The 25,656-nt window shown below is 62.1% G+C and carries 31 protein-coding genes, 1 tRNA gene and 2 riboswitches; of the genes, 12 read left to right on the forward strand and 20 right to left on the reverse strand.

Annotated features, from left to right (window positions below; genetic code table 11):
• Positions 1-7: 7 nt before the first annotated feature.
• The 3 genes from gcvP to gcvT are packed head-to-tail and all read right to left on the reverse strand — an operon-like array spanning position 8 to position 4,387.
• Positions 8-2,875 carry an aminomethyl-transferring glycine dehydrogenase gene (gene gcvP, locus ACSQ3G_RS09380; protein ID WP_436109828.1) on the reverse strand — a complete coding sequence of 956 codons (2,868 nt, stop codon included), beginning with the start codon at positions 2,873-2,875 and terminating at the stop codon, positions 8-10.
• The gene (gcvH, locus tag ACSQ3G_RS09385; protein ID WP_046636238.1) at positions 2,872-3,234 is read right to left on the reverse strand and encodes a glycine cleavage system protein GcvH; all 363 of its coding nucleotides are present in this window, start codon (positions 3,232-3,234) and stop codon (positions 2,872-2,874) included. Before gcvH ends, gcvP begins: the two co-directional genes overlap by 4 nt.
• 16 nt (positions 3,235-3,250) lie before the next feature.
• Entirely contained in the window at positions 3,251-4,387 is a 1,137-nt protein-coding gene (gcvT, locus tag ACSQ3G_RS09390; RefSeq protein ID WP_436109829.1) for a glycine cleavage system aminomethyltransferase GcvT, read from the reverse strand.
• A gap of 66 nt (positions 4,388-4,453) precedes the next feature.
• Positions 4,454-4,533, reverse strand: a riboswitch (glycine riboswitch).
• Positions 4,534-4,621: riboswitch (glycine riboswitch) on the reverse strand.
• A gap of 195 nt (positions 4,622-4,816) precedes the next feature.
• Here gcvT and ACSQ3G_RS09395 point away from each other — a divergent pair.
• Together ACSQ3G_RS09395 and ACSQ3G_RS09400 are read left to right on the forward strand one after the other, a co-directional pair.
• Complete coding sequence (locus ACSQ3G_RS09395; protein ID WP_436109830.1) at positions 4,817-5,194, forward strand: hypothetical protein; 378 nt, start codon at positions 4,817-4,819, stop codon at positions 5,192-5,194.
• Between the two features lie 67 nt (positions 5,195-5,261).
• Entirely contained in the window at positions 5,262-5,750 is a 489-nt protein-coding gene (locus ACSQ3G_RS09400; RefSeq protein WP_436109831.1) for a copper chaperone PCu(A)C, read from the forward strand.
• A gap of 40 nt (positions 5,751-5,790) precedes the next feature.
• On the opposite strand, the gene ACSQ3G_RS09405 is transcribed toward ACSQ3G_RS09400, so the two are convergent.
• Positions 5,791-6,207 carry a DUF2000 domain-containing protein gene (locus ACSQ3G_RS09405; protein ID WP_436109832.1) on the reverse strand — a complete coding sequence of 139 codons (417 nt, stop codon included), beginning with the start codon at positions 6,205-6,207 and terminating at the stop codon, positions 5,791-5,793.
• A gap of 138 nt (positions 6,208-6,345) precedes the next feature.
• On the opposite strand from ACSQ3G_RS09405, the gene ACSQ3G_RS09410 reads away from it, so the two are divergent.
• Both ACSQ3G_RS09410 and ACSQ3G_RS09415 read left to right on the forward strand, forming a co-directional pair.
• Positions 6,346-6,831, forward strand: a complete 486-nt coding sequence (locus tag ACSQ3G_RS09410; protein WP_436109833.1) for an Lrp/AsnC family transcriptional regulator — start codon at positions 6,346-6,348, stop codon at positions 6,829-6,831.
• A 175-nt stretch (positions 6,832-7,006) separates the two neighbouring features.
• Positions 7,007-8,602 carry an EAL domain-containing protein gene (locus ACSQ3G_RS09415; RefSeq protein WP_436109834.1) on the forward strand — a complete coding sequence of 532 codons (1,596 nt, stop codon included), beginning with the start codon at positions 7,007-7,009 and terminating at the stop codon, positions 8,600-8,602.
• A gap of 17 nt (positions 8,603-8,619) precedes the next feature.
• On the opposite strand, the gene ACSQ3G_RS09420 is transcribed toward ACSQ3G_RS09415, so the two are convergent.
• The gene (locus ACSQ3G_RS09420) at positions 8,620-8,907 is read right to left on the reverse strand and encodes a hypothetical protein (protein WP_105415913.1); all 288 of its coding nucleotides are present in this window, start codon (positions 8,905-8,907) and stop codon (positions 8,620-8,622) included.
• 115 nt (positions 8,908-9,022) lie between these two features.
• On the opposite strand from ACSQ3G_RS09420, the gene crcB reads away from it, so the two are divergent.
• The 5 genes from crcB to ACSQ3G_RS09445 are packed head-to-tail and all read left to right on the forward strand — an operon-like array spanning position 9,023 to position 12,442.
• Complete coding sequence (gene crcB, locus ACSQ3G_RS09425) at positions 9,023-9,400, forward strand: fluoride efflux transporter CrcB (RefSeq protein WP_436109835.1); 378 nt, start codon at positions 9,023-9,025, stop codon at positions 9,398-9,400.
• A gap of 49 nt (positions 9,401-9,449) precedes the next feature.
• Complete coding sequence (locus tag ACSQ3G_RS09430) at positions 9,450-10,442, forward strand: RluA family pseudouridine synthase (RefSeq protein WP_105438167.1); 993 nt, start codon at positions 9,450-9,452, stop codon at positions 10,440-10,442.
• Positions 10,439-11,092, forward strand: a complete 654-nt coding sequence (locus ACSQ3G_RS09435) for an HAD-IA family hydrolase (RefSeq protein ID WP_436109836.1) — start codon at positions 10,439-10,441, stop codon at positions 11,090-11,092. The genes ACSQ3G_RS09430 and ACSQ3G_RS09435 overlap by 4 nt, the downstream gene beginning before the upstream one ends.
• 12 nt (positions 11,093-11,104) lie before the next feature.
• Positions 11,105-11,896, forward strand: coding sequence for an ATP12 family chaperone protein (locus tag ACSQ3G_RS09440; protein ID WP_436109837.1), 792 nt, complete (start codon positions 11,105-11,107; stop codon positions 11,894-11,896).
• Positions 11,897-11,953: 57 nt separating this feature from the next.
• Positions 11,954-12,442 (forward strand): hypothetical protein, encoded by a 489-nt coding sequence (locus ACSQ3G_RS09445; protein ID WP_436109838.1) that lies wholly within the window; start codon positions 11,954-11,956, stop codon positions 12,440-12,442.
• 17 nt (positions 12,443-12,459) lie between these two features.
• On the opposite strand, the gene ACSQ3G_RS09450 is transcribed toward ACSQ3G_RS09445, so the two are convergent.
• From ACSQ3G_RS09450 to lipB, 12 genes are all read right to left on the reverse strand, one after another.
• Positions 12,460-12,825: a pPIWI-associating nuclease domain-containing protein gene (locus ACSQ3G_RS09450; protein ID WP_436109839.1), complete on the reverse strand. Its 366-nt coding sequence runs from the start codon at positions 12,823-12,825 to the stop codon at positions 12,460-12,462.
• Positions 12,825-13,349, reverse strand: a complete 525-nt coding sequence (locus ACSQ3G_RS09455; protein ID WP_436109840.1) for an FRG domain-containing protein — start codon at positions 13,347-13,349, stop codon at positions 12,825-12,827. Before ACSQ3G_RS09455 ends, ACSQ3G_RS09450 begins: the two co-directional genes overlap by 1 nt.
• A gap of 220 nt (positions 13,350-13,569) precedes the next feature.
• Complete coding sequence (gene fghA / locus ACSQ3G_RS09460) at positions 13,570-14,409, reverse strand: S-formylglutathione hydrolase (RefSeq protein WP_436109841.1); 840 nt, start codon at positions 14,407-14,409, stop codon at positions 13,570-13,572.
• Positions 14,410-14,428: 19 nt separating this feature from the next.
• A complete protein-coding gene (locus tag ACSQ3G_RS09465; protein WP_436109842.1) occupies positions 14,429-15,091 on the reverse strand; it encodes a DUF1345 domain-containing protein in 663 nt (220 codons plus the stop codon).
• Positions 15,092-15,108: 17 nt separating this feature from the next.
• Positions 15,109-15,555: a YaiI/YqxD family protein gene (locus ACSQ3G_RS09470; RefSeq protein WP_436109843.1), complete on the reverse strand. Its 447-nt coding sequence runs from the start codon at positions 15,553-15,555 to the stop codon at positions 15,109-15,111.
• 87 nt (positions 15,556-15,642) lie between these two features.
• On the reverse strand, positions 15,643-15,831 hold the full coding sequence (locus tag ACSQ3G_RS09475) for a YegP family protein (protein ID WP_436109844.1): 189 nt from the start codon (positions 15,829-15,831) through the stop codon (positions 15,643-15,645).
• Positions 15,832-15,917: 86 nt separating this feature from the next.
• Complete coding sequence (locus ACSQ3G_RS09480; protein WP_046636211.1) at positions 15,918-17,045, reverse strand: S-(hydroxymethyl)glutathione dehydrogenase/class III alcohol dehydrogenase; 1,128 nt, start codon at positions 17,043-17,045, stop codon at positions 15,918-15,920.
• A 104-nt stretch (positions 17,046-17,149) separates the two neighbouring features.
• Positions 17,150-17,764 (reverse strand): GNAT family N-acetyltransferase, encoded by a 615-nt coding sequence (locus ACSQ3G_RS09485; protein WP_436109845.1) that lies wholly within the window; start codon positions 17,762-17,764, stop codon positions 17,150-17,152.
• Between the two features lie 77 nt (positions 17,765-17,841).
• Complete coding sequence (locus ACSQ3G_RS09490) at positions 17,842-19,110, reverse strand: zinc metalloprotease (RefSeq protein ID WP_436109846.1); 1,269 nt, start codon at positions 19,108-19,110, stop codon at positions 17,842-17,844.
• Between the two features lie 137 nt (positions 19,111-19,247).
• On the reverse strand, positions 19,248-19,901 hold the full coding sequence (locus ACSQ3G_RS09495) for a hypothetical protein (RefSeq protein ID WP_436109847.1): 654 nt from the start codon (positions 19,899-19,901) through the stop codon (positions 19,248-19,250).
• A 156-nt stretch (positions 19,902-20,057) separates the two neighbouring features.
• On the reverse strand, positions 20,058-20,978 hold the full coding sequence (locus ACSQ3G_RS09500; RefSeq protein WP_436109848.1) for a DMT family transporter: 921 nt from the start codon (positions 20,976-20,978) through the stop codon (positions 20,058-20,060).
• Positions 20,979-21,040: 62 nt separating this feature from the next.
• Positions 21,041-21,769, reverse strand: coding sequence for a lipoyl(octanoyl) transferase LipB (gene lipB, locus ACSQ3G_RS09505; RefSeq protein ID WP_436109849.1), 729 nt, complete (start codon positions 21,767-21,769; stop codon positions 21,041-21,043).
• A gap of 176 nt (positions 21,770-21,945) precedes the next feature.
• On the opposite strand from lipB, the gene ACSQ3G_RS09510 reads away from it, so the two are divergent.
• A tRNA-Leu gene (locus ACSQ3G_RS09510) sits at positions 21,946-22,030 on the forward strand.
• A gap of 179 nt (positions 22,031-22,209) precedes the next feature.
• Positions 22,210-22,632 (forward strand): OsmC family protein, encoded by a 423-nt coding sequence (locus ACSQ3G_RS09515; RefSeq protein WP_436109850.1) that lies wholly within the window; start codon positions 22,210-22,212, stop codon positions 22,630-22,632.
• On the opposite strand, the gene ACSQ3G_RS09520 is transcribed toward ACSQ3G_RS09515, so the two are convergent.
• The 3 genes from ACSQ3G_RS09520 to ACSQ3G_RS09530 form a co-directional block, all read right to left on the reverse strand.
• Positions 22,629-23,120: a BON domain-containing protein gene (locus tag ACSQ3G_RS09520; RefSeq protein WP_105424463.1), complete on the reverse strand. Its 492-nt coding sequence runs from the start codon at positions 23,118-23,120 to the stop codon at positions 22,629-22,631. The two genes, ACSQ3G_RS09515 and ACSQ3G_RS09520, sit on opposite strands and share 4 nt — an antisense overlap.
• Before the next feature lie 74 nt (positions 23,121-23,194).
• Complete coding sequence (locus ACSQ3G_RS09525) at positions 23,195-23,452, reverse strand: BON domain-containing protein (RefSeq protein WP_105424462.1); 258 nt, start codon at positions 23,450-23,452, stop codon at positions 23,195-23,197.
• 67 nt (positions 23,453-23,519) lie between these two features.
• Positions 23,520-24,011 (reverse strand): peptide deformylase, encoded by a 492-nt coding sequence (locus ACSQ3G_RS09530; RefSeq protein ID WP_436109851.1) that lies wholly within the window; start codon positions 24,009-24,011, stop codon positions 23,520-23,522.
• Positions 24,012-24,216: 205 nt separating this feature from the next.
• Between ACSQ3G_RS09530 and mgtE the strand changes: the two genes are divergently transcribed.
• The gene (gene mgtE / locus ACSQ3G_RS09535) at positions 24,217-25,635 is read left to right on the forward strand and encodes a magnesium transporter (protein ID WP_436109852.1); all 1,419 of its coding nucleotides are present in this window, start codon (positions 24,217-24,219) and stop codon (positions 25,633-25,635) included.
• The last annotated feature ends 21 nt before the right edge of the window (positions 25,636-25,656 follow it).

Here is a 25,656-nt window from a genome sequence, read left to right on the forward strand (position 1 = left end):
GTGCAATTTACTCGGCTGCCTCCGCGTAAGCCTCCAGCGGCGGGCAGGTGCAGACGAGGTTGCGGTCGCCATAGACATTGTCGACGCGGTTGACCGGGGACCAGTATTTGTCGACGCGGAAGGCGCCAGGCGGGTAGCAGGCCTGCTCGCGGGAATAGGGGCGGTCCCATTCGCCGACCAGGTCTTCCACCGTGTGCGGGGCGTTCTTCAGCGGGTTGTTCAACCGGTCCATGCGGCCGTCCTCGATGGCGCGGGCCTCCTCGCGGATCGCCAGCATCGCATCGCAGAACCGGTCGATCTCGGCCTTGGTCTCGCTTTCGGTCGGCTCGATCATCAGCGTGCCGGCGACCGGCCAGCTCATGGTCGGGGCGTGGAAACCGCAGTCGATCAGGCGTTTTGCGACATCGTCGACGCTGACGCCGGCCGAGACGTTGAGCGGGCGCGTGTCGATGATGCATTCATGCGCGACGCGGCCGGCCTGCGACTTGTAGAGCACGTCGTAGGCGCCCTTCAGGCGTGCGGCGATATAGTTGGCGTTGAGGATCGCCACCTTGGTCGCCTGGGTGAGACCCTCGCCGCCCATCATCAGGCAATAGGACCAGGAGATCGGCAGGATCGACGGCGAGCCGAAGGGCGCCGCCGAGACTGCACCTTCGCGACCGTCGGTCGCCGGGTGGCCGGGGAGGTGTGCCGCCAGATGCGACTTGACGCCGATCGGGCCCATGCCGGGACCGCCGCCGCCATGCGGGATGCAGAAGGTCTTGTGGAGGTTGAGGTGGGAGACGTCGGAGCCGATGTCGCCGGGGCGGGAGAGGCCGACCATGGCGTTCATGTTGGCGCCGTCGAGATAGACCTGGCCGCCATGCTTGTGCGTGATCTCGCAAATCTCGCGCACGGTCTCCTCGAAGACGCCGTGGGTCGAGGGGTAGGTGATCATGCAGGCCGAGAGGTTTGCGGCATGCTGCTCGGCCTTCAAGCGGAAATCGTCGAGGTCGATATCACCATTGTCGCGGACCTTGACGACGACCACCTTCATGCCGACCATCTGGGCCGACGCCGGGTTGGTGCCGTGCGCGGAGGTGGGGATGAGGCAGACGTCGCGATGGGTGTCGCCATTGGTGATGTGGTAGTTGCGGATGGTGAGCAGGCCCGCATATTCCCCTTGCGCGCCGGAATTCGGCTGCAGCGAAAAGGCGTCGTAGCCGGTGATCTGGCAGAGTTTGGCGGAGAGATCGTCGATCATCTCCTTGTAGCCGAGCGCCTGGTCCGCGGGCACGAAGGGGTGGATGTCGGCAAATTCCGGCCAGGTGATCGGCAGCATTTCCGCCGTCGCATTCAGTTTCATGGTGCAGGAGCCGAGCGGGATCATCGCCCGGTCGAGCGCCAGGTCCCGGTCCGAGAGCCGGCGGATATAGCGGGTCATCTCGCTTTCGGCGCGGTTCATGTGGAAGATCGGGTGGGTCATGTAGTCGGATTTGCGCAGGAGCGCGATCGGCAGGCGCCAGGTGGGCTCGAAATCCGAAACCTTGAAATCGCCGCCGAAGGCCCGCCAGACGGCTTCGAGCGTCGCCGGCCTTGTGCGCTCGTCGAGCGACATGCCGATGCGGGTTTCGCCGACCTTGCGCAAGTTGACGCCTTCCGCGACCGCGGCGCGCATGATCAGGCCCTGCATGTGGCCGACCTCGACGGTGATCGTGTCGAAGAAGGTGTCGGGCTCGATGGTGTAGCCGAGTTTTTCGAGGCCCTTGGCCATCAGCACGGCCTTGCGGTGGACCTGCTGGGCGATGGCTTTGAGCCCGTCCGGCCCGTGGAAGACGCCATACATGGAGGCCATGACGGCGAGCAGGACCTGGGCGGTGCAGATGTTCGAGGTCGCCTTTTCGCGGCGGATATGCTGTTCGCGGGTCTGCAGCGACAGGCGGTAGGCGCGGTTGCCACGGCTGTCGACCGAGACGCCGACCAGGCGCCCGGGCATGGCGCGCTTGTGGGCGTCCTTGACCGCCATATAGGCCGCATGCGGGCCGCCGTAACCGACCGGCACGCCGAAGCGCTGGGAGGAGCCGATGGCGATGTCGGCGCCCATTTCGCCGGGGGATTTGAGCAGCGTCAGCGCCAGGGGATCGGCGGCGACGGCAGCGACCGCACCGGTCTGGTGCAGGCGGGAGATCAGGCCGGTGAAATCGCGCACATGGCCGTTGGTGCCCGGATACTGGAAGATCGCGCCGAACACGTCGACCGGGTCGAGATCGGTCATCGGGTCACCGATGACGACGCTCCAGCCGAGCGGCGCGGCGCGGGTTTCGATGAGGGCAATGGTCTGCGGGTGGCAGGCGGCATCGACGAAGAAGGCCGTCGCCTTCGACTTTGCCTGGCGCTGGCAGAGCGCCATGGCTTCGGCGGCGGCGGTCGCCTCGTCGAGCAGCGAGGCGTTGGCGACGTCGAGGCCGGTCAGGTCGCAGATCATCGTCTGGAAATTGAGGAGCGCCTCGAGGCGGCCTTGCGAAATTTCCGGCTGGTAGGGCGTGTAGGCGGTGTACCAGGCGGGGTTTTCAAGGATGTTGCGCTGGATGACCGGCGGCGTGATCGTGCCGTAATAACCCTGGCCGATCAGCGAGACGAGCGCCTTGTTGCGGTTAGCGGTATCGCGCAGCTTGTCGAGCGCCTCGCGCTCGGTCAGCGCCGGCCCCCAGGCAAGCGGCGCCGTCTGGCGGATCGAGGATGGCACGGTGGCGTCGATCAGGGCGTCGAGGCTCTTGTAGCCGACCACTTTCAGCATCTCGGCCATTTCGGCCGGCGAGGGGCCGATATGGCGGCGGTTGGCGAAATCGTAGGGCTGGTAGTCGGTAAAATGGAAATCGGTGCTGTCGGTGGTCATGCGATCAGTTCCTGGTAGGCGGCCTCGTCGAGCAGGGCGTCGGCGTCGGAGGCGGTCTTGAGCTTCAGCTTGAAGAACCAGCCTGCTCCTTGAGGATCGGAATTGACGATCGAGGGATCGTCGACGATCGCCTGGTTGACCTCCGTGACTTCGCCGTCCAGCGGACAATAGACGTCGGAGGCGGCCTTGACGCTCTCGACGGTCGCGGCATTGCCGTCCTTGGTGAGTATGGCGCCCACTTCCGGCAGTTCCACGAAAACGAGGTCGCCAAGCTGTTCGGCAGCGTGAGAGGTGATGCCGACGGTCGCGATACCGTCTTCGAGCTTCAGCCATTCGTGTTCGGCGGTGAATTTCAACATGGTTCTCTCCGGAGGATTATCGTTTGTAGGTGGGGGTGATGAAGGGCAGGGCGGCGACGGTGAGGCCTAAGTATTTGCCGCGCACCTCCGCGAAGATCTGACAGCCTGGTTCGGCAAAGCGGGTCGGGACGTAGCCCATGGCGACCGGGCCTTCGACCGAGGGGCCGAACGTGCCGGAGGTGACTTCGCCGAGTTCGGTCCGTCCCTCAGCGTCGGCATAGAGCTTGGCGTGGGCGCGGACGGGCGCCTTGCCTTCCGGCTTCAGGCCGACGCGGCGGCGGGAGGTGCCGTTCGCAAGCTCACCGAGGATACGGTCGGCGCCCGGAAAACCGCCGGCGCGGACGCCGCCAGCGCGGCGGGGTTTCTGGATCGCCCATTCGAGTGCGGCCTCGATCGGCGAGGTGGTCGTGTCGATGTCGTTGCCATAAAGGCAGAGGCCGGCTTCGAGGCGCAGCGAATCGCGGGCGCCGAGGCCGATCGGCTGACAGTGCAGGTCTTCGAGCAGCGCCTTGGCGATCTGTTCGGCCTGGTCTGCCGGAACCGAAATCTCGAACCCGTCCTCGCCGGAATAACCGGAGCGGGAGACGATGCAGTCGACATCGTGCAGGGACGCGTCGCGGACGTCCATGAACTTCATGGAGGTGACATCCGGCCAGAGAGCCGCCAGTGCGCCCTCTGCACGCGGACCCTGGAGGGCGATGAGCGCGCGGTCTTCGAGGAGTTCGACGTCGCAATTGGTCAGATGCGCCTGCAGGTGGGCGAGGTCGGCCTCCTTGCAGGAGGCGTTGACGACGACGAACAGGTGATCGCCGCGATTGGTGATCATCAGGTCGTCGAGGATACCGCCGTTGTCGTCGGTGAAGAAGCCGTAGCGCTGGCGGCCGGGTTTCAGGCCGAGGATATCGACCGGCACCAGGGTTTCGAGCGCAAGTGCTGCATCCTCGTAAGCGCCGGATTTCGCACGGATGACGACCTGGCCCATATGGGAAACGTCGAAAAGCCCGGCGGCGGTACGGGTGTGCAGATGTTCCTTCAGCACGCCGGCTGGATATTGCACAGGCATGTCGTAGCCGGCAAAGGGCACCATCCTGGCGCCGAGCGACAGATGGAGGGCGTGAAGCGGGGTGGTCTTGAGAACGGTTTGATCGTCCAAGGACGCCTCCAGGGTTGGCGCATTTCAAGCGCCGGCTCAGATTCAGGCGCAGTGACGCACCGGTTATGAGCCCCCTCTGTCCTTTGCGCCTGAGATTGTTATCCCTTCGGCGAGCCCTCTTCGGGCTTCTCTCCAGAGTTCCTGTCGGTCGACTGCTGGTCCTTTTGCCTGAGAGTTTCCGGGGCGGTTGCTCCTTCGGCACCGCATCTAAGCGGCTTCTCCCAGCGAGTCTGGGCGGTATTATCGGCCTCGATCACCATTTGGCAAGCCCTCCATGTCGCACGAAACACTATTTTTGTCGCAACGCAGCAAACGCGATTTGACCTAATGCAACGGCTGGCGAAATGACTGAAAAAACCGCGGCAAAAAGGGCTTTTGCGCTTTGCCGCGATTTGGGTTATTCCGGCAGGCATTCGGACAGGCGAGACGATGACGGCACGGCTCAACACGGCGGCGAACTCAACGCGCATTTTCTGTGCGATGCTGCTGCTTTTGCTGGGATTTGCCCATCAGCCGGCCCAGGCGGCAGCGCCGCTCGATTCCTACAGCGAAGCCTATCGCCTGCCGGACGGCACGTTTGCCGACATCTGCTCGGAAGGCGACCGCGGCCATCAGATGCCGGCGGCAAAGCCGCTCTGCGAAGTCTGCCTGCTCTCCGCATCGGTCATCCTGCCGCCGCCGAGAGATGAAACCTGGCTTGCGGCAGAGCGCGCGTCGCTCGCCAATCCCCTGCGCCAGTTTTCCGAATTGCTCGGTACGAGTGCCGTCGCCCGGCCTAAGTCTCGTGCGCCCCCGATTTCGACCTGATGCTTTAACGCTCTCAGATCAATCGCGGTCGACCGGCACGAATGCTGTCACCGTATGGGGATATTCCATGAAGACTTTCACCAAACTCGCTTTCCTCGGCATTTTCGCTGCGACCGGCATTATCATTGCGGGAGCTACGGCCGCTCAAGATGCGCCCGCCAAGGTCGCCGACCTGGAAATCACCAGCGCCTTCACCAAGGCGATGCTGCCCGGCCAGCCGGTCGGCGGCGGTTATTTCACCATCAAGAACACCGGCAAATCCGACGACACGCTGGTCTCGGTCTCGTCACCGGTCGCGGGCACCGTAGAGTTGCACGAGATGGCGATGCAGGGCGAGGTGATGAAAATGCGCAAGCTCGACACCGGGATCGCCATCCCAGCGGGCAAGACCGTCGAACTGACGCCCGGCGGGCTGCATCTGATGTTCATCAAGGTCAAGGAACCCTTCAAGCAGGGCGGCAAAGTGCCGGTGACCCTGACCTTCGAGAAGGCCGGCAAGGTCGATATCACGCTGCCGGTCGAGGCGGCGGGGCCGGGCGGCCACATGCACAAGTGAAATTCGATGGAGCCTGCTCCCCGGAGCGGGCTCTTCGTCTCTAACGCAGCAGTTTGAGGCTGCCGGTCAGCGACTTTATCCATTTCGAAGGCCCGGCGAGGCCAAGCCCGTCGATCTCCTCTTCCGCGAGATCGCGATCGGGGAAGGCGGCCTCGTAGTCGTGGTAGTCGTGCAGCGATCTGGCGAAAGCCGGAAAGGGCACGACGGCGCGGTTCTGGATCTGCTCCATGGCCTTCAGCATCAGGGATCGGATCGTATCCGCCTGCGCCTGCAGGATCGGCACCGGTAGGGCCGAACTGATATCGATCGTGCGACCCTGCCGGTCGGTCAGCCGGCGAGCCGCGAGCGCGGGCACGCGAGCGCCGAGGCCGATCGAGATGGCGCCGGCCGTGTTGGCAAGGAGGCCGAGCGGCAGGGTAGGGTTGACGATGATGGCGATGCGGGTGTCGTCGGTCATGGGCAGGCAGGATATCCATTCATGGAAGGAGATCTGCACATTACTCCGCATCGCTCGGTCGATCCTGCCTTTTACTTCTCCATTTCGGGATTTTGGGGTAGGGTCTACCCACTTAGATGGAAATATGGGTAGAAATTGATGGATAACGACATCGAGCCGGCGGATATACGAATTCTGGAAGCGTTGCAGGACGATGGCCGCCTGACCAACCAGGCGCTCGCGGACAGGATCGGGCTTTCGACATCTCCGAGTTGGCGGCGCGTGCGGCATCTCGAGGAGACGGGCATCATCCAGGGATACAAGGCGGTGCTGGACCGAAAGGCGATCGGCCTCGGCGTACTTGCCTTCATCCGCGTCAAGATCGACAGCCACAGTGAGGAAGAGGCGGAGGCATTCGCGGCGGAGGTTATCGGGCTGGACGAGGTGGTCGCCTGCTACAGCATCGCCGGTGACGCGGATTTCCTGCTGCAGGTGGTCTCGTCCGATCTCGACGCCTATGCGGATTTCGCCATGTCGACGCTGCGGCGGTTACCGCGCATCAAGGAAATGCAGACGACCTTCGTGCTGAAGGAAATCAAGGCTTTCGACGGGCTTCCCCTGCGTTTTGCAGGGCGCCAGGCCTAAAATCCTCTCTCGGCTTGCCGGACGGAGATGTCCATTCGGCCCAACTTGCACGGGCGGTACGCAACCGGCGGGGTTTTAGAAATTGCTTCGATACAACCTGATCGAGTTGCATCAAGAAATCTTAACAGAAGTCCGCGATGAATATCGCCAACACCTCTCATCAAAGGTTTCGGCAATGGAACTGCGGCGTTCTCGGGTGATTGCGGCGGCCATTTTCCTGGGCCTGCTGGGGGCAATCGTACCGATTGTCGCGATGGTCTACATTTCGTGGGTCATCACGGTCGAGAAACAACAGAACAATCTCGAACGGCTCGCCGAGCAGACGATCATGCGTGCGAGCCGGACGTTCGAGGATGCGCGGGCGGCGCTCGATTCGCTCGCCTATCCGCGCCTGGTGCCCTGTTCGGACCTGCATATCGCCCGGATGCGGGTGATCGCCTTCAATACGCCCTCGGTCAAGGAAGTCGGTTATTTCGAGAACGGCCTGTTGAAATGCACCTCCTGGGGGATCGAGGAGCGCAAGGTCGACAGGCCGTGGATCGACTACATGACGCCCGACGGCGTGGAAGTGGCCACCCGCGTGCAGCCGGCGGTCAGCATGGGCAATCCGATGATGGCGCTCCACTACGGCCCCTATAACGTACTGGTCGATCCGGCCCGTTTCGTCGATATCCTGGTGGACGCCGACATCTCGCTGGCGCTCGCCAACCGGCAGGGCATGCTGATCAACGAACTCAATTCCCCCGAAACGGACCTCGTCAACGCGCTGATCGACGAGCCGAAGAACGGCATGACCTCCTCGGCGCTCTATGCGGTGGCGCACGACAAGGGGTTGATCGCGATCGCCATGGAGCCGCGCTCCAACCTGACCGGCAGGCTGCGGGAGGAACAGCTCCTGCTGCTGCCGGTCGGCGCCTTCGTCGCCATCTTCATTGTCGGCGTGGTGGTCTGGCTGTCCAAGAAAAGACTGTCACCGCTCGGTGAGCTGGCGATCGCAGTGCGCAAGCGCGAATTCATCGTCCACTACCAGCCGATCATCGAGCTCAAGACCGGCATCTGCGTCGGCGCCGAGGCGCTGGTGCGCTGGCGGCGGCCGGATGGATCGCTGGTGCGCCCGGACCTGTTCATTCCGCTCGCCGAGGAGAGCGGGCTCATTCTGCCGATCACCGATCAGGTCATCGAAGCGATCATTGCCGATCTCGGAGGACTGCTCAGGGCGGAAAGTTCGCTGCATATCGCCGTCAACCTTTCCGCCGCCGATGTCACCTCCGGCCGCATCCTCGATGTACTCGACAGGAAACTCGCCAAGACCGGGATCGCGGCGGGGCAGATCTGGCTGGAGGCCACCGAACGGGGCTTCATCGACATCGAGGCGGCGCGGACGACATTGACAGCGGCCCGGCAAAAAGGCCATTCGGTGGCGATCGACGATTTCGGCACGGGATATTCCAGCTTGCAATACCTGCAGGGGCTGCCGATGGATGCGCTGAAGATCGACAAGTCCTTTGTCGATACGATCGGCCGCAACAGCGCCACCAGCTCGGTCACCGGCCACATCATCGAGATGGCGAAGACGCTCGACCTACAGATCGTTGCCGAAGGCGTGGAGACGGAGGAGCAGGCGGACTATCTGAAGGCTCACGACGTGCATTTCGGCCAGGGCTGGCTGTTCTCCAAACCGCTGCCGGCCGCCGATTTCATCGACTATCATCGCAACGCAAAAGCCCGCTCGGGGAGCGGGCGGGAGAATATCCGGTGCGTGGCGGCCTGAGGGCTCGCCGGGTGATATCAATCGTCCAGATCGCGATAGGCGGATTCGACCTGGCGGAACGTGACCTGCTGGCGCGGCTTCTGGTCGGCGGTGAGCATGTCGAGCGAGACGGTGGTGGCCGGGATCATGAATTCGGTATCGCCGGGGTCGCCGGCGTTTTCGGCGCGGCGCTGGTTGCGATCAGAATCGGCCTTGATGTCCTTGACCTGATCCTTGGCCGAGATGCGTCGGCCGGGCTTCAGCGCCTCGATGGCGAGTGCGGCAGTGCTTGCCGATATGCTGACCAGTTGTGTCATCGCGCCCATCACTCTTTTTTCTCAGAATATGATAATTACGGCGGCCCTGATTTGTTCCCGTTTAAACAAAACGTCGGCATTTTATCGATTTGACGATTCTCGTTTCTGTCCTAGAGAAAGTTCCATGACCAACGTGCTTCTTGTCGCCATCGGCGGAGCGATCGGCTCCGTCTGCCGCTATCTCGTCGGGTTCTGGGCGCTGCGCCTGTGGGGGCCGGCCTTTCCGTGGGGGACGCTTGCCGTCAATATCGCCGGCTCGTTCGCGATCGGCTTTCTGGCCGAACTCATCGTCCGGCGCTTCGATGCGTCTCCCGAGATGCGGTTGCTGATCATTACCGGCTTTCTCGGCGGCTTCACGACGTTCTCGGCCTTTTCGCTGGATGTCGTGTCGCTGCTGGAGCGGGGCGCGACGATGGTGGGCGTCACCTATATTGTCGCGAGCGTTGCAATCTCGCTGGGTGCGGTTTTCGCCGGACTGGCGCTCGGGCGGGCAATGCTCTAAAGACCGGGCAAAGGGCCGCCGGCCCACACAAAAATATGAAAGAGCTTTGATGGCAGGCATCGAGCATATCCGCGTCGAAGCGGACGAAGCGGGAATGCGTCTGGACCGCTGGTTCAAGATCCACTACCCGGGCCTCGGCTTCGGGCCGCTCCAGAAACTGCTGCGCTCCGGACAGGTGCGCGTCGACGGCGGGCGGGTGAAATCCGACGCCCGCATACAGCCGGGGCAGACGGTGCGCATTCCGCCTTTGGACGTGGACGCAAAGAAGACGGGGCCGATCGCCGGCAAGGATCTCAAGCATTCCAGCGATTTCGAACTGCTGTCGCGCATGGTCCTGCACGAGGACGAGAAGGTCATCGTGCTCAACAAGCCGGCCGGCCTTGCGGTGCAGGGCGGATCGGGCGTCGCACGCCATATCGACCAGATGCTCGACAGCTGGATCAGTCCGAAGGGTGAAAAGCCGCGGCTCGTGCACCGGCTCGACCGCGACACGTCGGGCGTGCTGGTGATCGCCCGCACCCGCGGTGCGGCACAGAAGCTGACGGCCGCCTTCCGCGAGCGCGACACCAAGAAGACCTATTGGGCGCTGGTCAAGGGCGTGCCGCGCAAGCACGAGGACAAGATCTCCACCTGGCTGGTCAAGGAACAGACGCCGGACGGCGACCGCATGCGGATCGCCAGGCATGGCGAGGACGGCGCCGACCACGCAGTGTCCTATTACCGCGTTCTGGAAATGGCAGCACAAACGCTCTGCTGGCTGGAGATGGAACCCTATACCGGCCGCACCCACCAGCTGCGCGTCCATGCGCTGCATATCGGCCATCCGATCATCGGCGACCCGAAATATTTCGACGACGATCACAACTGGGATTTTCCCGGCGGGATCCAGAAGAAGCTGCATCTCCACGCGCGCCATATCGACATCCCGCATCCGAACGGCGGACGGCTGAAGGTCACGGCACCTCTGCCACCGCATATGGTGCAGAGCTGGAATCTTCTCGGCTTCGACATGGAAAACGGCCGCAGGGACGACGAAGAATGAAACTGGTCCTTTTCGATTGCGACGGCACGCTGGTCGACAGCGCGAACCTGATCCACGAAACCATGCGCCGCACCTTCGCCCATTTCGATAAGCCGGAACCGAAGGTGGAAGACACCAAGGCAATCATCGGGCTGACGCTCGATATCGCGATCGCCCGCATGCAGGGCAAGCCGCATGCGGACGACGAGGCCGTCGAGATGATGGCCTATTACAAGACGCTGTTTGCCGTCGTGCGCCAGGATCTCGGTTTCAAGGAGCCGTTGTTTGCGGGGATTCGCGAGCTGATCGACGCGATCGGTCCGCGTAAGGACCTGCTGATCGGCGCGGTGACCGGCAAATCGCGGCGCGGCCTGAAGCTGGTCGTGGAGACGCACGGGTTTGACAAGTATTTCATGGTGTCGCGCACCGCCGACGACTGCCCCTCGAAGCCGCATCCGGCGATGGTGACCGAGTGCTGCGACGAGACCGGCATGAAACCTTCCGACACTCTTGTCATCGGCGATGCCATTTACGATATGCAGATGGCGAAGGCGGCCGGCGCCACGGCGATCGGCGTTGCCTGGGGTTACGCCTCGGTGGACGAGCTGAACAAGGCCGGAGCCGACGCGATCATCCATCATCCGAGCGAGTTGCTGAGCCATATCGGCTGAGGTTTTATTTCCATGCGTGACATGTTTCCCGATCCATCCGAAGCGCTGAGCCATCCGGACCCGACGCGGCGGGCGCAGATCCAGATGCACAAGCCGCTGCCGAAGCGCTTCTACAAGGAAGTATCGGTTGCCGAGGGCGAGGGCGGTCATGCCATCCATCTCGACGGCCGGTCGGTCAGGACGCCCGCCAAGAACGGTCTCGTCGCACCGACGGCACGGCTTGCCGAACTGATCCGCGACGAATGGGCCAACCAGGTGGATGTCATCGATCCCGGCACCATGCCGGTGACGCGGCTCGTCAACACCGCGATCGACGGCATCGCCACCGACCCCCAGGCGGTGTTCGAGGATATCCTGCGTTTCTCTTCGAGCGACCTGCTCTGCTACCGCGCCGAAACACCGGAAAACCTGGTCACCCGCCAGAGCGAACAATGGGATCCGATCGTCGACTGGGCGGCGAACGAACTCGGCGCCCGCTTCATTCTGGTCGAGGGCGTAATGCCCCAGGAGCAGCCGAAGGAAGCGACCGCCGCCTTTGCGGTGACGCTGAAGAAATACGATACGCCGATCGAACTTGCCGTGCTGCACACGGTGACGACGCTGACCGGCTCGGCGATCCTGGCGCTTGCCTTCGCGGAGGGCCGGCTCACCGCCGACGAGGCCTGGACGTTCGCCCATCTCGACGAGGACTGGACGAACGAACATTGGGGCACGGACGTGGAAGCCGAACATCGCCGCGCCAAGCGGCTCGAGGAAATGCGGGCGGCGACCGAAACTTTTCTCGCCTTGAAGCCCTCGGCTTAATCGTTCTCTAACCGTGTTCGTTGGAACATCTGAAGGTGCCGTCTTGCGGGTCCCTTCATGTTTCGTCGTCTCTTACGTTTCTGTCTCATTGCTTTGACGGCCCTGCCGCTGATGTCGTTCCGTCTGGAACAGGCAAACACGGTGCAGGAGAAACTCCTCTATGACGTGCGCGGCGCCTTCGTGACCGCGCGGCCGGATGTACCGAAGGGATTGGTGATCGCCACCGACATGCTGGTCGACGAGGCGATCCGCGCAACCGTCAGGTCGATCGCCCTGCCGCGGACGATCATCTCGGTACGCATCGATGAGATGTCGCACATGCCCATGCTGATCGGCAGCCGGCACGAGGCGAAGGTGACGGTTCAGGCGATTTCGGTCAACAGCGGCGAACCGATCGCCAGGGGGACGTTCAAGACGTCGATCTATCTGCTGGACGGGGACACTGCTGACCGTGACCTCGCCGAAAAGATCGCCGACCGCATCTCCAGCGAATTCCGCCTCGACGGCCAGCGCCGCCCAACCATGGCGACCGCCCTGTTTCCGTGAGGGCTCAGCCCAGTTCCTTAGTTAGTAAAGGAGGATGTATCGACATCTGCGCTATCAACCGATGCGCGGGATCCTTCGAAATGGCCGGATATATGTGCGGGGAATGTTTCAGTCGTCTGAAGCACGTCGTCACCGCTACCGTAGTTTAACACGACATAAACTGTAGCGACTGCCTCGAATCTGTCGTTGCCTGCATCGAATATACCTTCGGGTACGACCTCGATGCTGTCAAACTGCGTATGCGTGGACAAAACATCGAGTTCTGACCACGCTGGATCGCTAGAAATATCGTATCCACCTACGGCATCGATGACCGCTGCGCGCTGGCTGCTGTTGGTGAGAGGGCGTAGAATGTGGCCATCCCTGGTCGCCGCCGTTGCCATTATCTCACTGCTCCTAGACCTATTCCTGCTTCATATTGCCATTTCAATCTAGCACACAATCCGTCAAGCCCACCCATAATCCTCTGCCCGTCAATACCCAGATAGAACAATCGGCGCTGAAATAACTCGCGCATTTCCCTTGGGATATCGAAAGTGTGGTAGGTATCATCGGATGGTTGCCACGGGACGTCTGGCTGATGATGGCAGCTAAATACACCGCTTTGACTGACAATTCGTACCGTAATCGAACGAGGCATCAGAAAGCCGGTATGCGCCAAATCCTGCAAACTGGTCGCCACATCGATGATATCAGAGGAGCGAACCCGATAGCCAACAATCTTTGCATCTGTTTCCGAGGGTGAGGAGCTCACGGCAAAGAATGCTGCGACGAGAGGATTTGATGTCCAATCCAAAAGACGAGTAGGCATGCCATGGTGCTGCGCCAACGCGAGCAGATCCCAGTCTGAAAGTGTTTGATAGCCGAGAAATTCAGCGGCACGTCGCCTAAAAATTTCCAGGAGCACAAGCTCGTCGTCAGCTTGTATTCCTTCTTGCGTCCAATGCTGGGAATGAGCTTGAAGGTGTTGTCAGGTATCCCTCGGTAGACCCAGCGAGAGTCTGCGTGATGGCTTGTCCAAGCCAGAAAATCCCGCCAGCGCTCTTGCTGTTCTCTCGAAAAACGTCGTGTCGAAATCGCCATCATCCACATCCAAGCCGATGGAAATCAACTATAAGTAGTTTTCTTCAGGGTGCAACAAGCCGTTCCGCGTGCCAGCGGAGATGGTCGTCCATGAAGGTCGAGATGAAATAATACGAGTGGTCGTAGCGCTCGTGCATCCGCAGCGTCACGTCGATATCCGTTCCCTTGGCCACTTCCTCGAACAGCCAGGGACGCAGGCCGTTTTCGAGAAAGCCGTCGGCCTTGCCCTGGTCGATCAGGAATTCCGGAAAGCGCGCGCCGTCTTCGACCAGTGCGCAGGCATCGTATTGCCGCCAGGTCGAGCGATCCGCGCCCAGATATTTCTCGAAGGCCGGCGCCGACCAGTCGGCGGTCGAGGGCTCGACGATCGGCGCGAAGGCGGAGCAGCTCTTGAAGCGGTCGGGGTTCCGAAGCGCGATCGTCATCGCACCGTGACCGCCCATGGAATGGCCGAAAATCCCCTGGCGGCCCATGTCCATGCGGAAATGCTGGCTGACGAAGTTCGGCAGTTCCTCGGTGATGTAGGTGTACATCTGATAGTTTTCGGCCCACGGCTTTTCCGTCGCATCGAGATAGAAGCCGGCGCCCTTGCCCATCTGCCAGTTGGTGAGCTCGTCCGGTACGTCATTGCCGCGCGGGCTGGTATCCGGGCAGATGATGATGAGGCCGAGTTCCGCGGCCATCCGCCTGTATTCGCCCTTTTCCATGACGTTGGCATGGGTGCAGGTGAGGCCTGAGAGATACCAGACAACAGGGCAGGGCTCCTTGATCGCCTGGGGCGGCACGAAGACGGCGAAAGTCATCTCGCATTTGCAGGCTTCGGAATCGTGCATGAACACGCCCTGCATGCCGCCGAAGGCAGTATTCTGGGAAAGGACCTTCATCGGTGCTCCTCTAAAAATATCAGTTGCCCATCGACACGACGGCGTTGACGGCCGCGGCGACAAGGACGGTGTTGAAAAAGAAGGACACGACCGCATGCAGGAGGTTGATGCGGCGCATGCCGGTCGTGGTGATCTGGACGTCCGAAGTCTGGGCGGTCATGCCGATGACGAACGAGAAATAGAGGAAATCATAGGCGCCGGGCTCGTCGGTTTCGGGAAAATCGAGGCCGCCGCGCTTCGCTTCGTTCTCCTCCGCCTGTTCCTCCGGCCGCCAGAAGCGATGGGCATAGTGCATGGCGAACATCGTGTGGATCGTCAGCCAGCCGAGCACGACGGATGCGAAGGCAAGCGACACGGAGGCAGCGCCCGCGGGCTGCGAGCGGTTCAAGGCCTCGAACAGCGAAACAATGGCGGCGGTGACCGCGAGCAAGGTCACGGCGAGGATGACGGGCGCCGGTTCGTCGTCGTTCTGCCCCTTGTCTCTCAAGGTGGCGCCGTCGAGCTTTGGAATGCGAAAGGCCATCATGACAAGATAGATCAGGAAGAAGACGATGACTGCGATGCCCGGTGCGAGTTCAGGCGTGTAGAAGAGCAGGAACGGCAGACAGACCAGCGAGGCGATGGTGCCGGCGAAGAACGGTCCGTGCCGGTGATAGGTCAGTCTGCGCCAGGGGCTCGGCATCCGGGTTTTCCGATCGCTCACGTGGCCGATTTGGACCGGCGGCAGAGCCTGTCCAGCGTTTCCAGGAATTTCGAACGGTCGCGTGGGGAAAAGGCGGCGTTATAGCCCTTGCTTTCGCCGGTCTCGCGCAGATGCGCCCCAAGGTCGCGCATGGCGCTCGCCATGCCGATATTGGTCTCGTCGAAGACGCGGCCGGTCGGACCGGTCACCAGCGCGCCCGATGTTACACAGCGTACCGCGAGCGGTACGTCGGCTGTAATGACGATATCGGCGGGTCCGGCGCGCTCGGCAATCCAGTTGTCGGCGGCATCGAAACCGGCAGAAACGATGACGTTGTGGACCATCGGATCACGAGTGGGGCGCAGGCCGGAATTGGCGACGAAGGTCACTTCGATGCCGTGGCGCTCAGCGACTTTCAGGACCTCCGGCTTGACCGGACAGGCATCGGCGTCGACATAGATCATGGATGGATACTCAGGCCCAATCCGGCGACCTCCCGCACAATAGGAGGCAGCGTAGCCCGCCCCAGCGGGCTACGCGCAGGATATGCTTCAGGCGACGGCAGTGGTCAGGTCGTCGACTGCTGCGCCGGGTACGTTTTTCTTGATCGATTCTATGGCCGAAACGGCGGAAGCCTTGGCCGAATAACCTTCGGAAGAGAACATGGACTGGCCGTTCGAAGCCTTGAAGCGAAAACGGTATTCCCCAGCCTTGTCCTGGTAGATTTCAAATTTGTACATCTTCTGCGTTCCTCACATTAAACGGAGTTAAATCCTAGCTCTATTCGCAGTATCGGAGCGTGTTCCGGAACATCGCAGAACTTCGCTCAGTAAATCACTACGCTGCGAATCGATTCGCCGCCATGCATCAGCTCAAAACCCTTGTTGATGTCTTCGAGCGGCATCGTGTGGGTGATCATCGGGTCGATCTCGATCTTGCCCTCCATGTACCAGTCGACGATCTTCGGCACGTCGGTGCGGCCGCGGGCGCCGCCGAAGGCCGTACCCATCCAGGTGCGGCCGGTGACGAGCTGGAAGGGACGGGTGGAAATTTCCTGACCGGCGCCGGCAACGCCGATTACCACCGACTTGCCCCAGCCGCGATGCGAAGCTTCGAGCGCCTGGCGCATGACCCTGGTATTGCCGGTGCAGTCGAACGTATAGTCGGCCCCGCCGATCTGGTCGGCGCCGCGCTTCGTCAGATTGACGAGATAGGGGACGATGTCGCCGTCGACTTCCTTCGGATTGACGAAATGGGTCATGCCGAAGCGCTCGCCCCAGGCCTTCTTGTCGTTGTTGAGGTCAACGCCGATGATCATGTCCGCACCAGCCAGGCGCAGGCCCTGGATGACGTTTAAACCGATGCCGCCGAGCCCGAAGACGATGGCGGTGGCGCCGATCTCCACCTTGGCTGTGTTGATGACGGCGCCGATGCCCGTCGTCACGCCGCAGCCGATATAGCAGACCTTGTCGAAGGGGGCGTCCGGGTTGATCTTGGCGACCGCGATTTCCGGAAGGACCGTGTAATTCGCAAAGGTCGAGCAGCCCATATAGTGATGGATCTTGTCCTTGCCGATCGAGAAGCGCGATGTGCCGTCGGGCATCAGGCCCTGGCCCTGGGTCGAGCGGATGGCGGTGCAGAGATTGGTCTTGCGCGACAGGCACGACGGGCATTCGCGGCATTCCGGCGTATAGAGCGGGATGACGTGATCGCCCTTCTTGACCGACGTGACGCCTGGCCCGACGTCGACGACGATGCCGGCACCCTCGTGGCCGAGGATCGCCGGAAAGAGGCCTTCCGGATCGGCGCCGGACAGGGTGAAATCATCCGTATGGCAGATGCCGGTCGCCTTCACCTCGATCAGCACTTCGCCGGCGCGGGGCCCCTCGAGCTGCACGGTCATGACTTCGAGCGGTTTGCCAGCCTGAACGGCGACGGCGGCGCGGACATCCATGATGTTCTCCCTTGAGGCTTTTAGATTCGGCGCGACCTTGGCACAGGCGAGGGGGCCGGCTCAAGCCGGAACGAGCCGTTCGCGGTCGCATTTCGGTGAGCGGATCAAGGACTGATCAGGGGCACGTGCGGCGATGTCGTGCGCGGCGCCAGGCCGGTCAGCCGCGGATCGTCGAGCACTTCGATCATCAACGCGTAGGGTGTGAACCCCGACCGCTGGTAGAACTGCATGGCGGCCGGGTGGTCGAAGTGGCAGGTATGCACCCAGAAACGGCGGATCGGATGCGCCCAGGCCCTCTCGATCGCCCAGTTCATCATGAAACGCCCGGCGCCCTTGCCGATCGCACCGGTAACGAGGCCGAAATAGACGAGCTCGCATTCGCCCTGTTCCCGGAAATCGAGCTCCAGGAGGCCGATCCGGCGGCCGCCGTCGAGAAGGACGTAAATCTCGACCTGCGGATCGCCGAGGACCGAGGCAAGTTCGTCGTCGCTCATGACCAGCCGCGAGACCCACATCCAGTTCTCGCCGACCGCGCGGAACAGCGCGCGGTATTCGTCGGGAGCAGGAGACTGCCAGCGTTCCAGGGTAAGCGTGTCCGGCGCCGTCGCGGTTTTCCTGCGCGGCTTCTCGAACATTTCGAGGCAGGTCACGACGGTGGCAATCTTGCCCGGAGGGACCGCGGAATAGCCGGACGGCAATGTGGGGTTTTCGCTTTTCATGTAACCTTTTGAGCCGCTTGGCGGGTTGATGTCAATGGGCGGAGACCTCGATTGCAGGTGATATCGAACGTGGGTGATCAACCGAAAAGGCGGTCGCAGGCGTAGACGATACCGTGCGAATGGATGGCGACCGCCGCATAGAGGCCGAGCCCCGCCATCAGCCGCTCACCCGAATGCATGGGGTCGAGACTTTCGCGCGGCTTGGCGGACGAAATGCCCATCAGGCTCATCAGCGTGAAGACGGCAAGTGCCGCGATCAGAGCGGTCGATGACAGGCCGATCCGGTAACCGACCCAGAGCATCAGAAGCGTGATCCCGAAACTGCCGGCGACGAGCAGGCTGCGGGTCGGAAAGATCTGCCTCAGCACCCGGCCGCCGTCGAACTGGGACATCGGCAGAAGGTTGAGGAGGTTGAAGGCCCCTAATATCAGCAGGAAGACCAGAGCCGGCTCACGCAGGGACGAGGACAATAGGCGGGCGTTTGAGAGGTCGTGGATGGAAATCACCACCGGTACAAGGAAGGCGGACATGCCTGCGCCCATGAGCGCGCATGTGGCGACTTCGAAGCGGCTGTTATAGGGCCGTCCGCCGATGGCAATGCCTCCGAGAAACGGCACGAAGATCATCCTCACCCGTTCATGCCCGAAGGCGCGATAGGCCGCCATGTGCCCCAGTTCGTGCAGCACGATGACCAGGGTCAGGATTATGGAGATCGTCAGGCCCGCCGCGGTGAGCCCGAAAAAGGGCCAGAGCAGCAGCGTCGAGAGGAGCGCCAGGACGATCTGGACGACCGGATGTTCGATCATGCCGCCTGTTTTCGGTCGGCCGTTTTTCATCCAGGCTGTCAGCGACGAAAGCTCGCGGCGGATCATGAAATAGCGAAACAGGTAGACGGCGAAGCCGCGATAGTCGTCGGTCTGGGCGAGGGTGACCGTGGAGCCGCCGGGTGAAGGCGACACGGCACGGTATTCCTCGAAATTGCGCCAGAAGGAAATGTCGAGCGCGGTGTCGTCGACGACGCGTGCACGGCTCTCGTAGCAGAACTCGGCACTATCGACAGTTTCCTCGACCTTGAAGACCCGCCGGATCGGCGCACCGTGGCGATCCGGATGGCTGTAGGCGATCTCGATTCCGCCTTGGTTCTTTTCCGTCCCTGAGGAGAGGATCGAAGGGTTCCAGTCCGCTTCCTCGCCGCCGGGGTGAAAGGCGTGCCACAGACGCTCCGGAGCGATTTCGAGTGTCCGGCGCAGCGCGATCGTGCGGCGGCCGACGGGCGCAGCCATCAGCAGCCACAACAGACCGAGATTGATCGTCAGCAACAGCACGGCGGAAACGGTAGGCGTCATATCGACCTCGGAAGCCTGTCGGCTCGCCATCGGCCGATCATCAAGGACACCATTAGGCCGATTGATTTTCCAGGCGGTTTAGCCAACCGATAAAATGCGAACGAGCAGCCGTGCAACGCGGCGCGGCCGGCGGTTCGTCAGGCCGCCACCTCTTGCGTCAGGCGATGCCCGGCATCGGTCACCAGCCAGGGACCTGACCGCAGCACTTCCTTCGGCCTTTCATATGTCGTCACCGCCGCGATGATCTCCCGCCAGGCGGGATGATGGGTCTTAGCATCGGCCAGTTCGTCGATCTCGCGCAGGACCCGCGCTTCGACCGGCGACAGCATCAGCCGGCCACGTTCTGTCGCTCCCCGCAGAACCCGCCAGATATAGGTGAGGTCAAAGGCGGTGATGCCGGCAGAGGCCGGGCGGATGGCACGATAGGCGCCGCGCGCGCCGGGCTCGAGCGCCAGGCGGATCTGGTCGAGCGCAAAGGCCGAGAGGCTCTCCGGCACCTCGGACGCCACTTCCATCGCATGCAGCAGCAGTTCGAGATCCAGGGCGGAACGCACGGCCCCGTCGTCGGCGATCGTGCGCATCAGCCAGCCGGCTTTCGCGTCGTCGATGCGTCCCAGCGGCTCCGTGCCGCGCACGAGATATGCCGCTAGGCTTTCGACGAAATAGGTCGACCATTCGGGGCTCTGTTCGGGACAGGAATCATTCAGCGCAAAAAGGGCGAGCGCGTCTTCGGAAGAGCATATGCCATCCGGGAACGCGTATTTGCGCAGCATCAGAATATCGTCGGCCACAATCCGACCCTTCCCGGCGATGACACATGCCGGAAAAGAAAAGCGGAACCCGCTCATCTTTATTTCTCCGTTTCATCATGAAACCAATGTGGGTGATAATTGAGAGAAGTTGAGGGGTGGCCAACAAGCGCGGTTAATCGGGGGCAAACAGGGCCGTCAAACGGCTTCGAACTGCTTCGATTTGGAACGCTCCCGCCAGATGATGAACAGGCCGGAGGCGACGATGACGGCGATGCCGAGCCATTTGGAGGCGGTCGGGAAATCGCCGAACAAGGCGTAACCGAGCACGGTGGCCGAGATGATCTCGAAATACTGGAAGGGCGCAAGCAGCGAAAGCGGCGCCAGCCGGAAGGCGCGCACCACGAGCAGATGCATGTAGCCCGAGATCGAGCCGAGCAGCATCAGGAGGATGAGACCGAGCCAGGAGGCTGGAAGCGATGGAGTAAAATCCGCAGCCCCTGTGCTATCTCCGATGACCAGGGCCGCGGCCATGAACAGCGTTCCTCCGACGCCGGCCATGGTCTGCATGACGAGCGGCGAATCGGCTTCCCCGATCGCCCGGTTGAGGAAGAGGTAGAGCGTGAAGAGGAAGGCGCAGGCGACCGGCAACAGCGCCGTCCAGCCGAAGATCGCATAGCTCGGCTGGATGACGATCATGGCGCCACTGAACCCGACGACGATCGCCAGCCACCGCCGCCAGCCGACCTTTTCCCGCAAGAAGATCGCCGACATCATGGTGAGCATGAAGGGTTCGACGAAATATATGGCGAAGACGTCAGCGAGCGGCATGTATTTGACCGCCGCGAAGAACATCAGGCTGGCCGCCGCATGCAGTACGCCGCGCAGCAGGTTCATCCACGGGCGTTTCGGCCGGAAGATGGCAGCCCCGGTGAATACGGCGAGCGGCAGGATGCAGACCAGCTGAAAGAAGAACCGGTAGAACGTCACCTGAGCGGGCGACATCGCCTCGGTGGTCGCCATGTATTTGGCGATGGCATCCATCAGCGGCAGGATGGCCATGCAGGTGGCCATGATGGCCATGCCCTTCAGCGGATTTTCAGGTGTGGAAGAGGGCATGCCCGGCACTTTCGAGGAACCGGGTTCTTCAACCACGGCGGGCGGCAATGTTCAAGCCGGGATCAGGCGACGGCGGTTTCGGAAACGGTGGCGCCGAAGATTTCCTCGAAGGCTTCACGCAGGCGCATATCCACATCCGCCATCATCACCGGAAGGCCGAGATCGACGAGGCTCGTCACGCCGTAAGCGCTGATGCCGCAGGGCACGATGCCGGTAAAATGCGAGAGGTCCGGCTCGACATTGAGGGAGAGGCCGTGGAAGCTGACCCAGCGGCGCAGCCGGATGCCGAGAGCGGCAATCTTGTCCTCCGCCATCGAACCGTCCGGCAGAAGCGGTTTTTCCGGCCGGCGCACCCAGACGCCGACGCGGTCCTCGCGCCGCTCGCCGCGCACGTTCATCATGTCGAGGGTGCGGATTATCAGTTCCTCAAGCGCCGCAACATAGGCGCGGACGTCCTGGCGACGGCGCTTGAGATCGAGCATCACGTAAGCGACGCGCTGGCCGGGACCATGATAGGTGTACTCGCCGCCGCGGCCTGTGGAAAACACCGGAAACCGGTCCGGTTCGATCAGATCGGCGGCGTCGGCGCTGGTGCCGGCGGTATAGAGCGGCGGGTGTTCGAGCAGCCAGACGAGCTCGTCGGCATGGCCATCGGCGATCGCCGCCACCTCGCGCTCCATCTCGGCCACGGCCTCCTCGTAGGGGACAAGCCCGTCGGAGATTCGCCAGCGCACCGGCGGCGAGCCTGTTTGCGGCAGCATGGACAGATTGAGGTCGGTGCGTGTGAGCATGGAAAATCTTCTGGCAAAAACAAAAGGGTGCGGCAAGGGCCTGGTTTCGGCCCCGTTTATATAGGCATTCACACCTGGAATTTTTATCCTTCAAAAATCTGTCACGGCGCACTTGTGCACCCCAAATGCTTTTGCTACATGCAGCCCCGCCGGCGCAAGTCGGCATCTACCACGATGCGGTCGTGGCGGAATTGGTAGACGCGCAGCGTTGAGGTCGCTGTGTCGCAAGACGTGGAAGTTCGAGTCTTCTCGACCGCACCAAAATAAAAACCCGCTTCGGCGGGTTTTTTGTTGTCCTGATGAAAGCGCATCCGGGAAATTGGGTCTATCTGCCGCTCTGATGGCAAGACATCGAGCTAGAATTGCGGATGCGATCATGAAATTCCTGGTCTATCTATGGGTTGGCTCCAAGCTCGTAGGTGCAAGGGAAGGATAGGCCCATGGTCGGACTGAAAATCAAGACGCGGCCGATCGGAGCGACCGCCGTGCTCGGGCGGCTCGGTCACCCTCAGGTGACGAGTGAGACCGGTGGTCAGGTGGACGTGGTGACGGGCGCTTCCGAGCCGGGGTTCAACCCGCTCGACCTGATGTTTTCATCGCTTGCCGCCTGCCTCGTGCTTAGCGGTCGAATCGCCGCAAGCAAGCTCGGTATTCTCGACAGGCTGAGCGAGGTGAGGGTGCATGTGACCGGCGAAAAGGCCCATGAAGGCCCGTCCCGGATCACCCGGTTCATCGTGGATTTCCGTATTGAAGGGGATTTCGACGACGAGCAGAAGAAGCAGATCGCCCATATAGCCGAGGAAATCTGCACCGTCAGCAATACGCTGAAAAGTTCTCCGGAGATTTCCCTGACAATCGATTAGTCGTCGTCGGGAATGTGGCTGTCGACGCCTTCGAGGCGAAGGTTGTTGACCAGCTGGCGGACACCGGCGACACGCTGTATCCTGCGGACGATCTTGCGCGAGGTCGCCGCATCGTCGACGGCTCCTTCGAGCGTGACGGTGCCATCCTCGACATGCACGTCGATCGACGCCATGTCGATCATGCCCAGCTCCTCGATCGCGTCGGTGATCCGCTCTTCGAGATCGTCGGCCTCCTCGATCCCCTTGGTGCCGGGGCGGATGCTGTCTGCCAGGCGCTCTTCCGAGCCGTCGCGCTCCACACTGTCCACCTGATAGCCTCGGTTGCGGTCGGTGTCGAAATTGGCTTTGGGATCGCCATAGGCGGCGTTGTCGACGGGGCGAGCGCCAGCTGCATCGTCGTAGGGCCAGCCTTCGTCGATATTGCGGTCGTCGTAGTCGCGGAAATCTTCCTCGCGGGAAATGTCGTCAGCTTTTTTCTTGCCCGGCACCGCAGTCTCCTATCATGCCCACATGGGACCCGGCGCACCCCCTCCTGAAAGGCCGGTGCGCCGGGTATTTCGGCTCAGTGGCTCGTGGATGCGCCATTCCTTGGACCCGTCAGGGTCAGGTGGCTTTCGACATCATGTACGCCATCCACGGTTTCCGCGCTCAACACCGCCTTGCGGGCGGAGAACACGGTATCGACAGAACCCTCGAGGACAACCTTGGTTCCCTCGGCATGTGGTTCGATCATCGACGAATCGACGTCCGGCAGTGCAGCCAGACGCTCGGATACTTTTCGCTCGAGCTCGGCTGCGGTCTTGTCTGCTGTCGCATTCATGGTCGTAGATCCTCGCTGGACTTGCGACCTCACAACGGGCGAACGCGAATTTGGTTCGGCCGCGTTTTCATTTTCCCTTGTCCCATTTGCGCAGCAGCCGGTCGCGCTTCAGGCGGGACAGCCGTTTCAGCCAGAAGATGCCGTCGAGCTGGTCGATCTCGTGCTGCATGCAGATGGAATAGAAGCCTTCGGCGTCTTCCTCACGGACGGTACCGTCGAGGTCCTGGTAGCGGAACCGGATCCTTTTCGGCCGCTCGACCTCGTCATTGGCGCCGGGCATGGAGACGCTGCCTTCCGCATGACGCATCAACTCGTCCGAGGAGACCAGGATTTCCGGATTGGCGTAGAAGCGCGGGCCGCTTTCCCTCGACAGTTCGAGCACCACGAGCCGCGTGAAGACGCCGACATGCGCGGCGGTGATGCCGACGCCGGGTGCCGCCCGCATCGTATCGAGGAGGTCATGGGCCAGCGCTGTCAGGGCAGCATCAAAAACGGTGACCGGTTCGCACGGCCTGGAGAGACCCGGATCGGGAAATTTCAGGATGGTTCGGATGGCCATTTTCGAACTCCTCTTTCTGCCTTTCGGGCTGACTTCCCGGTTTTTCCGCATCGTTTCGTCATGCGCTCTGGACCCGGAACGGCAATTGTTCTAGCAGGAAAACCGGTGGCATAAGCAATAGCGCCGGATGTAGCTATCCAGTTGTTGACAATATGTTTTTTGCCGCCATTCTCCTTTTGTCAAAGACCAGCAGCGAGGGCGGCAGATGAGCGATATCGGCGAAGACCACCGCCTGCGCACAAAAACCGACGATGCCGGGGACGACATCTATTCCGAGGACGGCGCGATCCGCGCCGACTTCCTTGCGATGGTCGGCGCCGCAATCGCCGACCGCGACACGCTTTTCCTGCGCAGCCATGTGGCGCGGCTGCACGAATCGGAACTCGGCGATCTGCTCGAGGCGATCCTGCCAGACCAGCGCCATGCGCTTGTGCGACTGCTCGGCGACGATTTCGACCTCACTGCACTCACCGAGGTCGACGAGAATATCCGCATGGAGATCGTCGACCAGATGCCGAACGCGCAGATCGCGGCGGCGATCGGCGAACTCGATTCGGACGATGCGGTCTACATTCTCGAAGACCTCGACCACGAGGACCGGGAAGAGATTCTGGCGCAGCTGCCGTTCACCGAGCGGGTGCGGCTGCGTCGCGCGCTCGATTATCCCGAACAGTCGGCCGGCCGCCGCATGCAGACGGAATTCGTCGCCGTGCCGCCGTTCTGGACCGTCGGCCAGACGATCGACTACATGCGCGACGAGGAGGACCTGCCGGAGAGCTTTACCCAGATCTTCGTCATCGACCCGACCTTCAAGCTGCTCGGCGTGCTCGACCTCGACCGCATCCTGCGCGCCAAGCGGCAGGTGAAGATCGAGACGATCATGCGGGAGACGAACTATCCGATCCCCGCCGACATGGACCAGGAAGAGGCAGCCCAGCTTTTCGAGCAATACGACCTGCTCTCGGCTGCCGTCGTCGACGACAACGGCCGCCTCGTCGGCGTGCTCACCATCGACGACGTGGTCGACGTCATCCAAGAGGAGGCGGAAGAGGACATCATGCGCCTCTCCGGCGTCGGCGACGAAGAACTGTCCGACTCGGTCCGGGAAACCTCGCGGTCGCGGGTGCCGTGGTTGCTGGTCAATCTGTTCACCGCCTTCATTTCGGCGTCCGTGATCTCGCTGTTCGAAGCGACGATCGAGCAGGTGGTGGCGCTGGCAATCCTGATGCCGATCGTTGCCGGCATGGGCGGCAACGCCGGCTCGCAGACGATGACGGTGACGGTGAGGGCGCTTGCGACCCGCAATCTCGACATCCACAATGCCTGGCGCGTCGCACGACGCGAGGCGGGCGTCGGCCTGATCAACGGCGTGGTGATCGGCTGTCTCGTCGGCATGGTGGCCGGCCTGTGGTTCCACGACGCCCATATCGGTGGGCTGATCGCCACCGCCATGCTGATCAACATGTTTGCGGCGGCCATGGCCGGCATCACGATCCCGCTGCTTCTCGACCGGGCCGGGGCTGACCCGGCGGTATCGTCGGCGGTGTTCGTGACCGCGATTACCGACACGACCGGCTTCTTCTCGTTCCTCGGCCTCGCGACCTGGTGGTTCATGCTCCCCTGAGCCCAAAAAATTGACTGTTAC

Origin of the sequence: Neorhizobium tomejilense (genome assembly GCF_964254135.1) — a bacterium.
In the GTDB taxonomy this organism is placed as follows: Bacteria; Pseudomonadota; Alphaproteobacteria; order Rhizobiales; family Rhizobiaceae; genus Neorhizobium; species Neorhizobium tomejilense.

Bases quoted from the DNA above. Each gene is read 5' to 3' on its own strand.
- gcvP (WP_436109828.1), bottom strand. From the start codon at position 2,875: ATGACCACCGACAGCACCGATTTCCATTTTACCGACTACCAGCCCTAC.
- gcvH (WP_046636238.1), bottom strand. From the start codon at position 3,234: ATGTTGAAATTCACCGCCGAACACGAATGGCTGAAGCTCGAAGACGGT.
- ACSQ3G_RS09395 (WP_436109830.1), top strand. From the start codon at position 4,817: ATGACGGCACGGCTCAACACGGCGGCGAACTCAACGCGCATTTTCTGT.
- ACSQ3G_RS09400 (WP_436109831.1), top strand. From the start codon at position 5,262: ATGAAGACTTTCACCAAACTCGCTTTCCTCGGCATTTTCGCTGCGACC.
- ACSQ3G_RS09405 (WP_436109832.1), bottom strand. From the start codon at position 6,207: ATGACCGACGACACCCGCATCGCCATCATCGTCAACCCTACCCTGCCG.
- ACSQ3G_RS09410 (WP_436109833.1), top strand. From the start codon at position 6,346: ATGGATAACGACATCGAGCCGGCGGATATACGAATTCTGGAAGCGTTG.
- ACSQ3G_RS09415 (WP_436109834.1), top strand. From the start codon at position 7,007: ATGGAACTGCGGCGTTCTCGGGTGATTGCGGCGGCCATTTTCCTGGGC.
- ACSQ3G_RS09420 (WP_105415913.1), bottom strand. From the start codon at position 8,907: ATGGGCGCGATGACACAACTGGTCAGCATATCGGCAAGCACTGCCGCA.
- crcB (WP_436109835.1), top strand. From the start codon at position 9,023: ATGACCAACGTGCTTCTTGTCGCCATCGGCGGAGCGATCGGCTCCGTC.
- ACSQ3G_RS09430 (WP_105438167.1), top strand. From the start codon at position 9,450: ATGGCAGGCATCGAGCATATCCGCGTCGAAGCGGACGAAGCGGGAATG.
- ACSQ3G_RS09435 (WP_436109836.1), top strand. From the start codon at position 10,439: ATGAAACTGGTCCTTTTCGATTGCGACGGCACGCTGGTCGACAGCGCG.
- ACSQ3G_RS09440 (WP_436109837.1), top strand. From the start codon at position 11,105: ATGCGTGACATGTTTCCCGATCCATCCGAAGCGCTGAGCCATCCGGAC.
- ACSQ3G_RS09445 (WP_436109838.1), top strand. From the start codon at position 11,954: ATGTTTCGTCGTCTCTTACGTTTCTGTCTCATTGCTTTGACGGCCCTG.
- ACSQ3G_RS09450 (WP_436109839.1), bottom strand. From the start codon at position 12,825: ATGGCAACGGCGGCGACCAGGGATGGCCACATTCTACGCCCTCTCACC.
- fghA (WP_436109841.1), bottom strand. From the start codon at position 14,409: ATGAAGGTCCTTTCCCAGAATACTGCCTTCGGCGGCATGCAGGGCGTG.
- ACSQ3G_RS09465 (WP_436109842.1), bottom strand. From the start codon at position 15,091: ATGCCGAGCCCCTGGCGCAGACTGACCTATCACCGGCACGGACCGTTC.
- ACSQ3G_RS09470 (WP_436109843.1), bottom strand. From the start codon at position 15,555: ATGATCTATGTCGACGCCGATGCCTGTCCGGTCAAGCCGGAGGTCCTG.
- ACSQ3G_RS09475 (WP_436109844.1), bottom strand. From the start codon at position 15,831: ATGTACAAATTTGAAATCTACCAGGACAAGGCTGGGGAATACCGTTTT.
- ACSQ3G_RS09480 (WP_046636211.1), bottom strand. From the start codon at position 17,045: ATGGATGTCCGCGCCGCCGTCGCCGTTCAGGCTGGCAAACCGCTCGAA.
- ACSQ3G_RS09485 (WP_436109845.1), bottom strand. From the start codon at position 17,764: ATGAAAAGCGAAAACCCCACATTGCCGTCCGGCTATTCCGCGGTCCCT.
- ACSQ3G_RS09490 (WP_436109846.1), bottom strand. From the start codon at position 19,110: ATGACGCCTACCGTTTCCGCCGTGCTGTTGCTGACGATCAATCTCGGT.
- ACSQ3G_RS09500 (WP_436109848.1), bottom strand. From the start codon at position 20,978: ATGCCCTCTTCCACACCTGAAAATCCGCTGAAGGGCATGGCCATCATG.
- lipB (WP_436109849.1), bottom strand. From the start codon at position 21,769: ATGCTCACACGCACCGACCTCAATCTGTCCATGCTGCCGCAAACAGGC.
- ACSQ3G_RS09515 (WP_436109850.1), top strand. From the start codon at position 22,210: ATGGTCGGACTGAAAATCAAGACGCGGCCGATCGGAGCGACCGCCGTG.
- ACSQ3G_RS09525 (WP_105424462.1), bottom strand. From the start codon at position 23,452: ATGAATGCGACAGCAGACAAGACCGCAGCCGAGCTCGAGCGAAAAGTA.
- ACSQ3G_RS09530 (WP_436109851.1), bottom strand. From the start codon at position 24,011: ATGGCCATCCGAACCATCCTGAAATTTCCCGATCCGGGTCTCTCCAGG.
- mgtE (WP_436109852.1), top strand. From the start codon at position 24,217: ATGAGCGATATCGGCGAAGACCACCGCCTGCGCACAAAAACCGACGAT.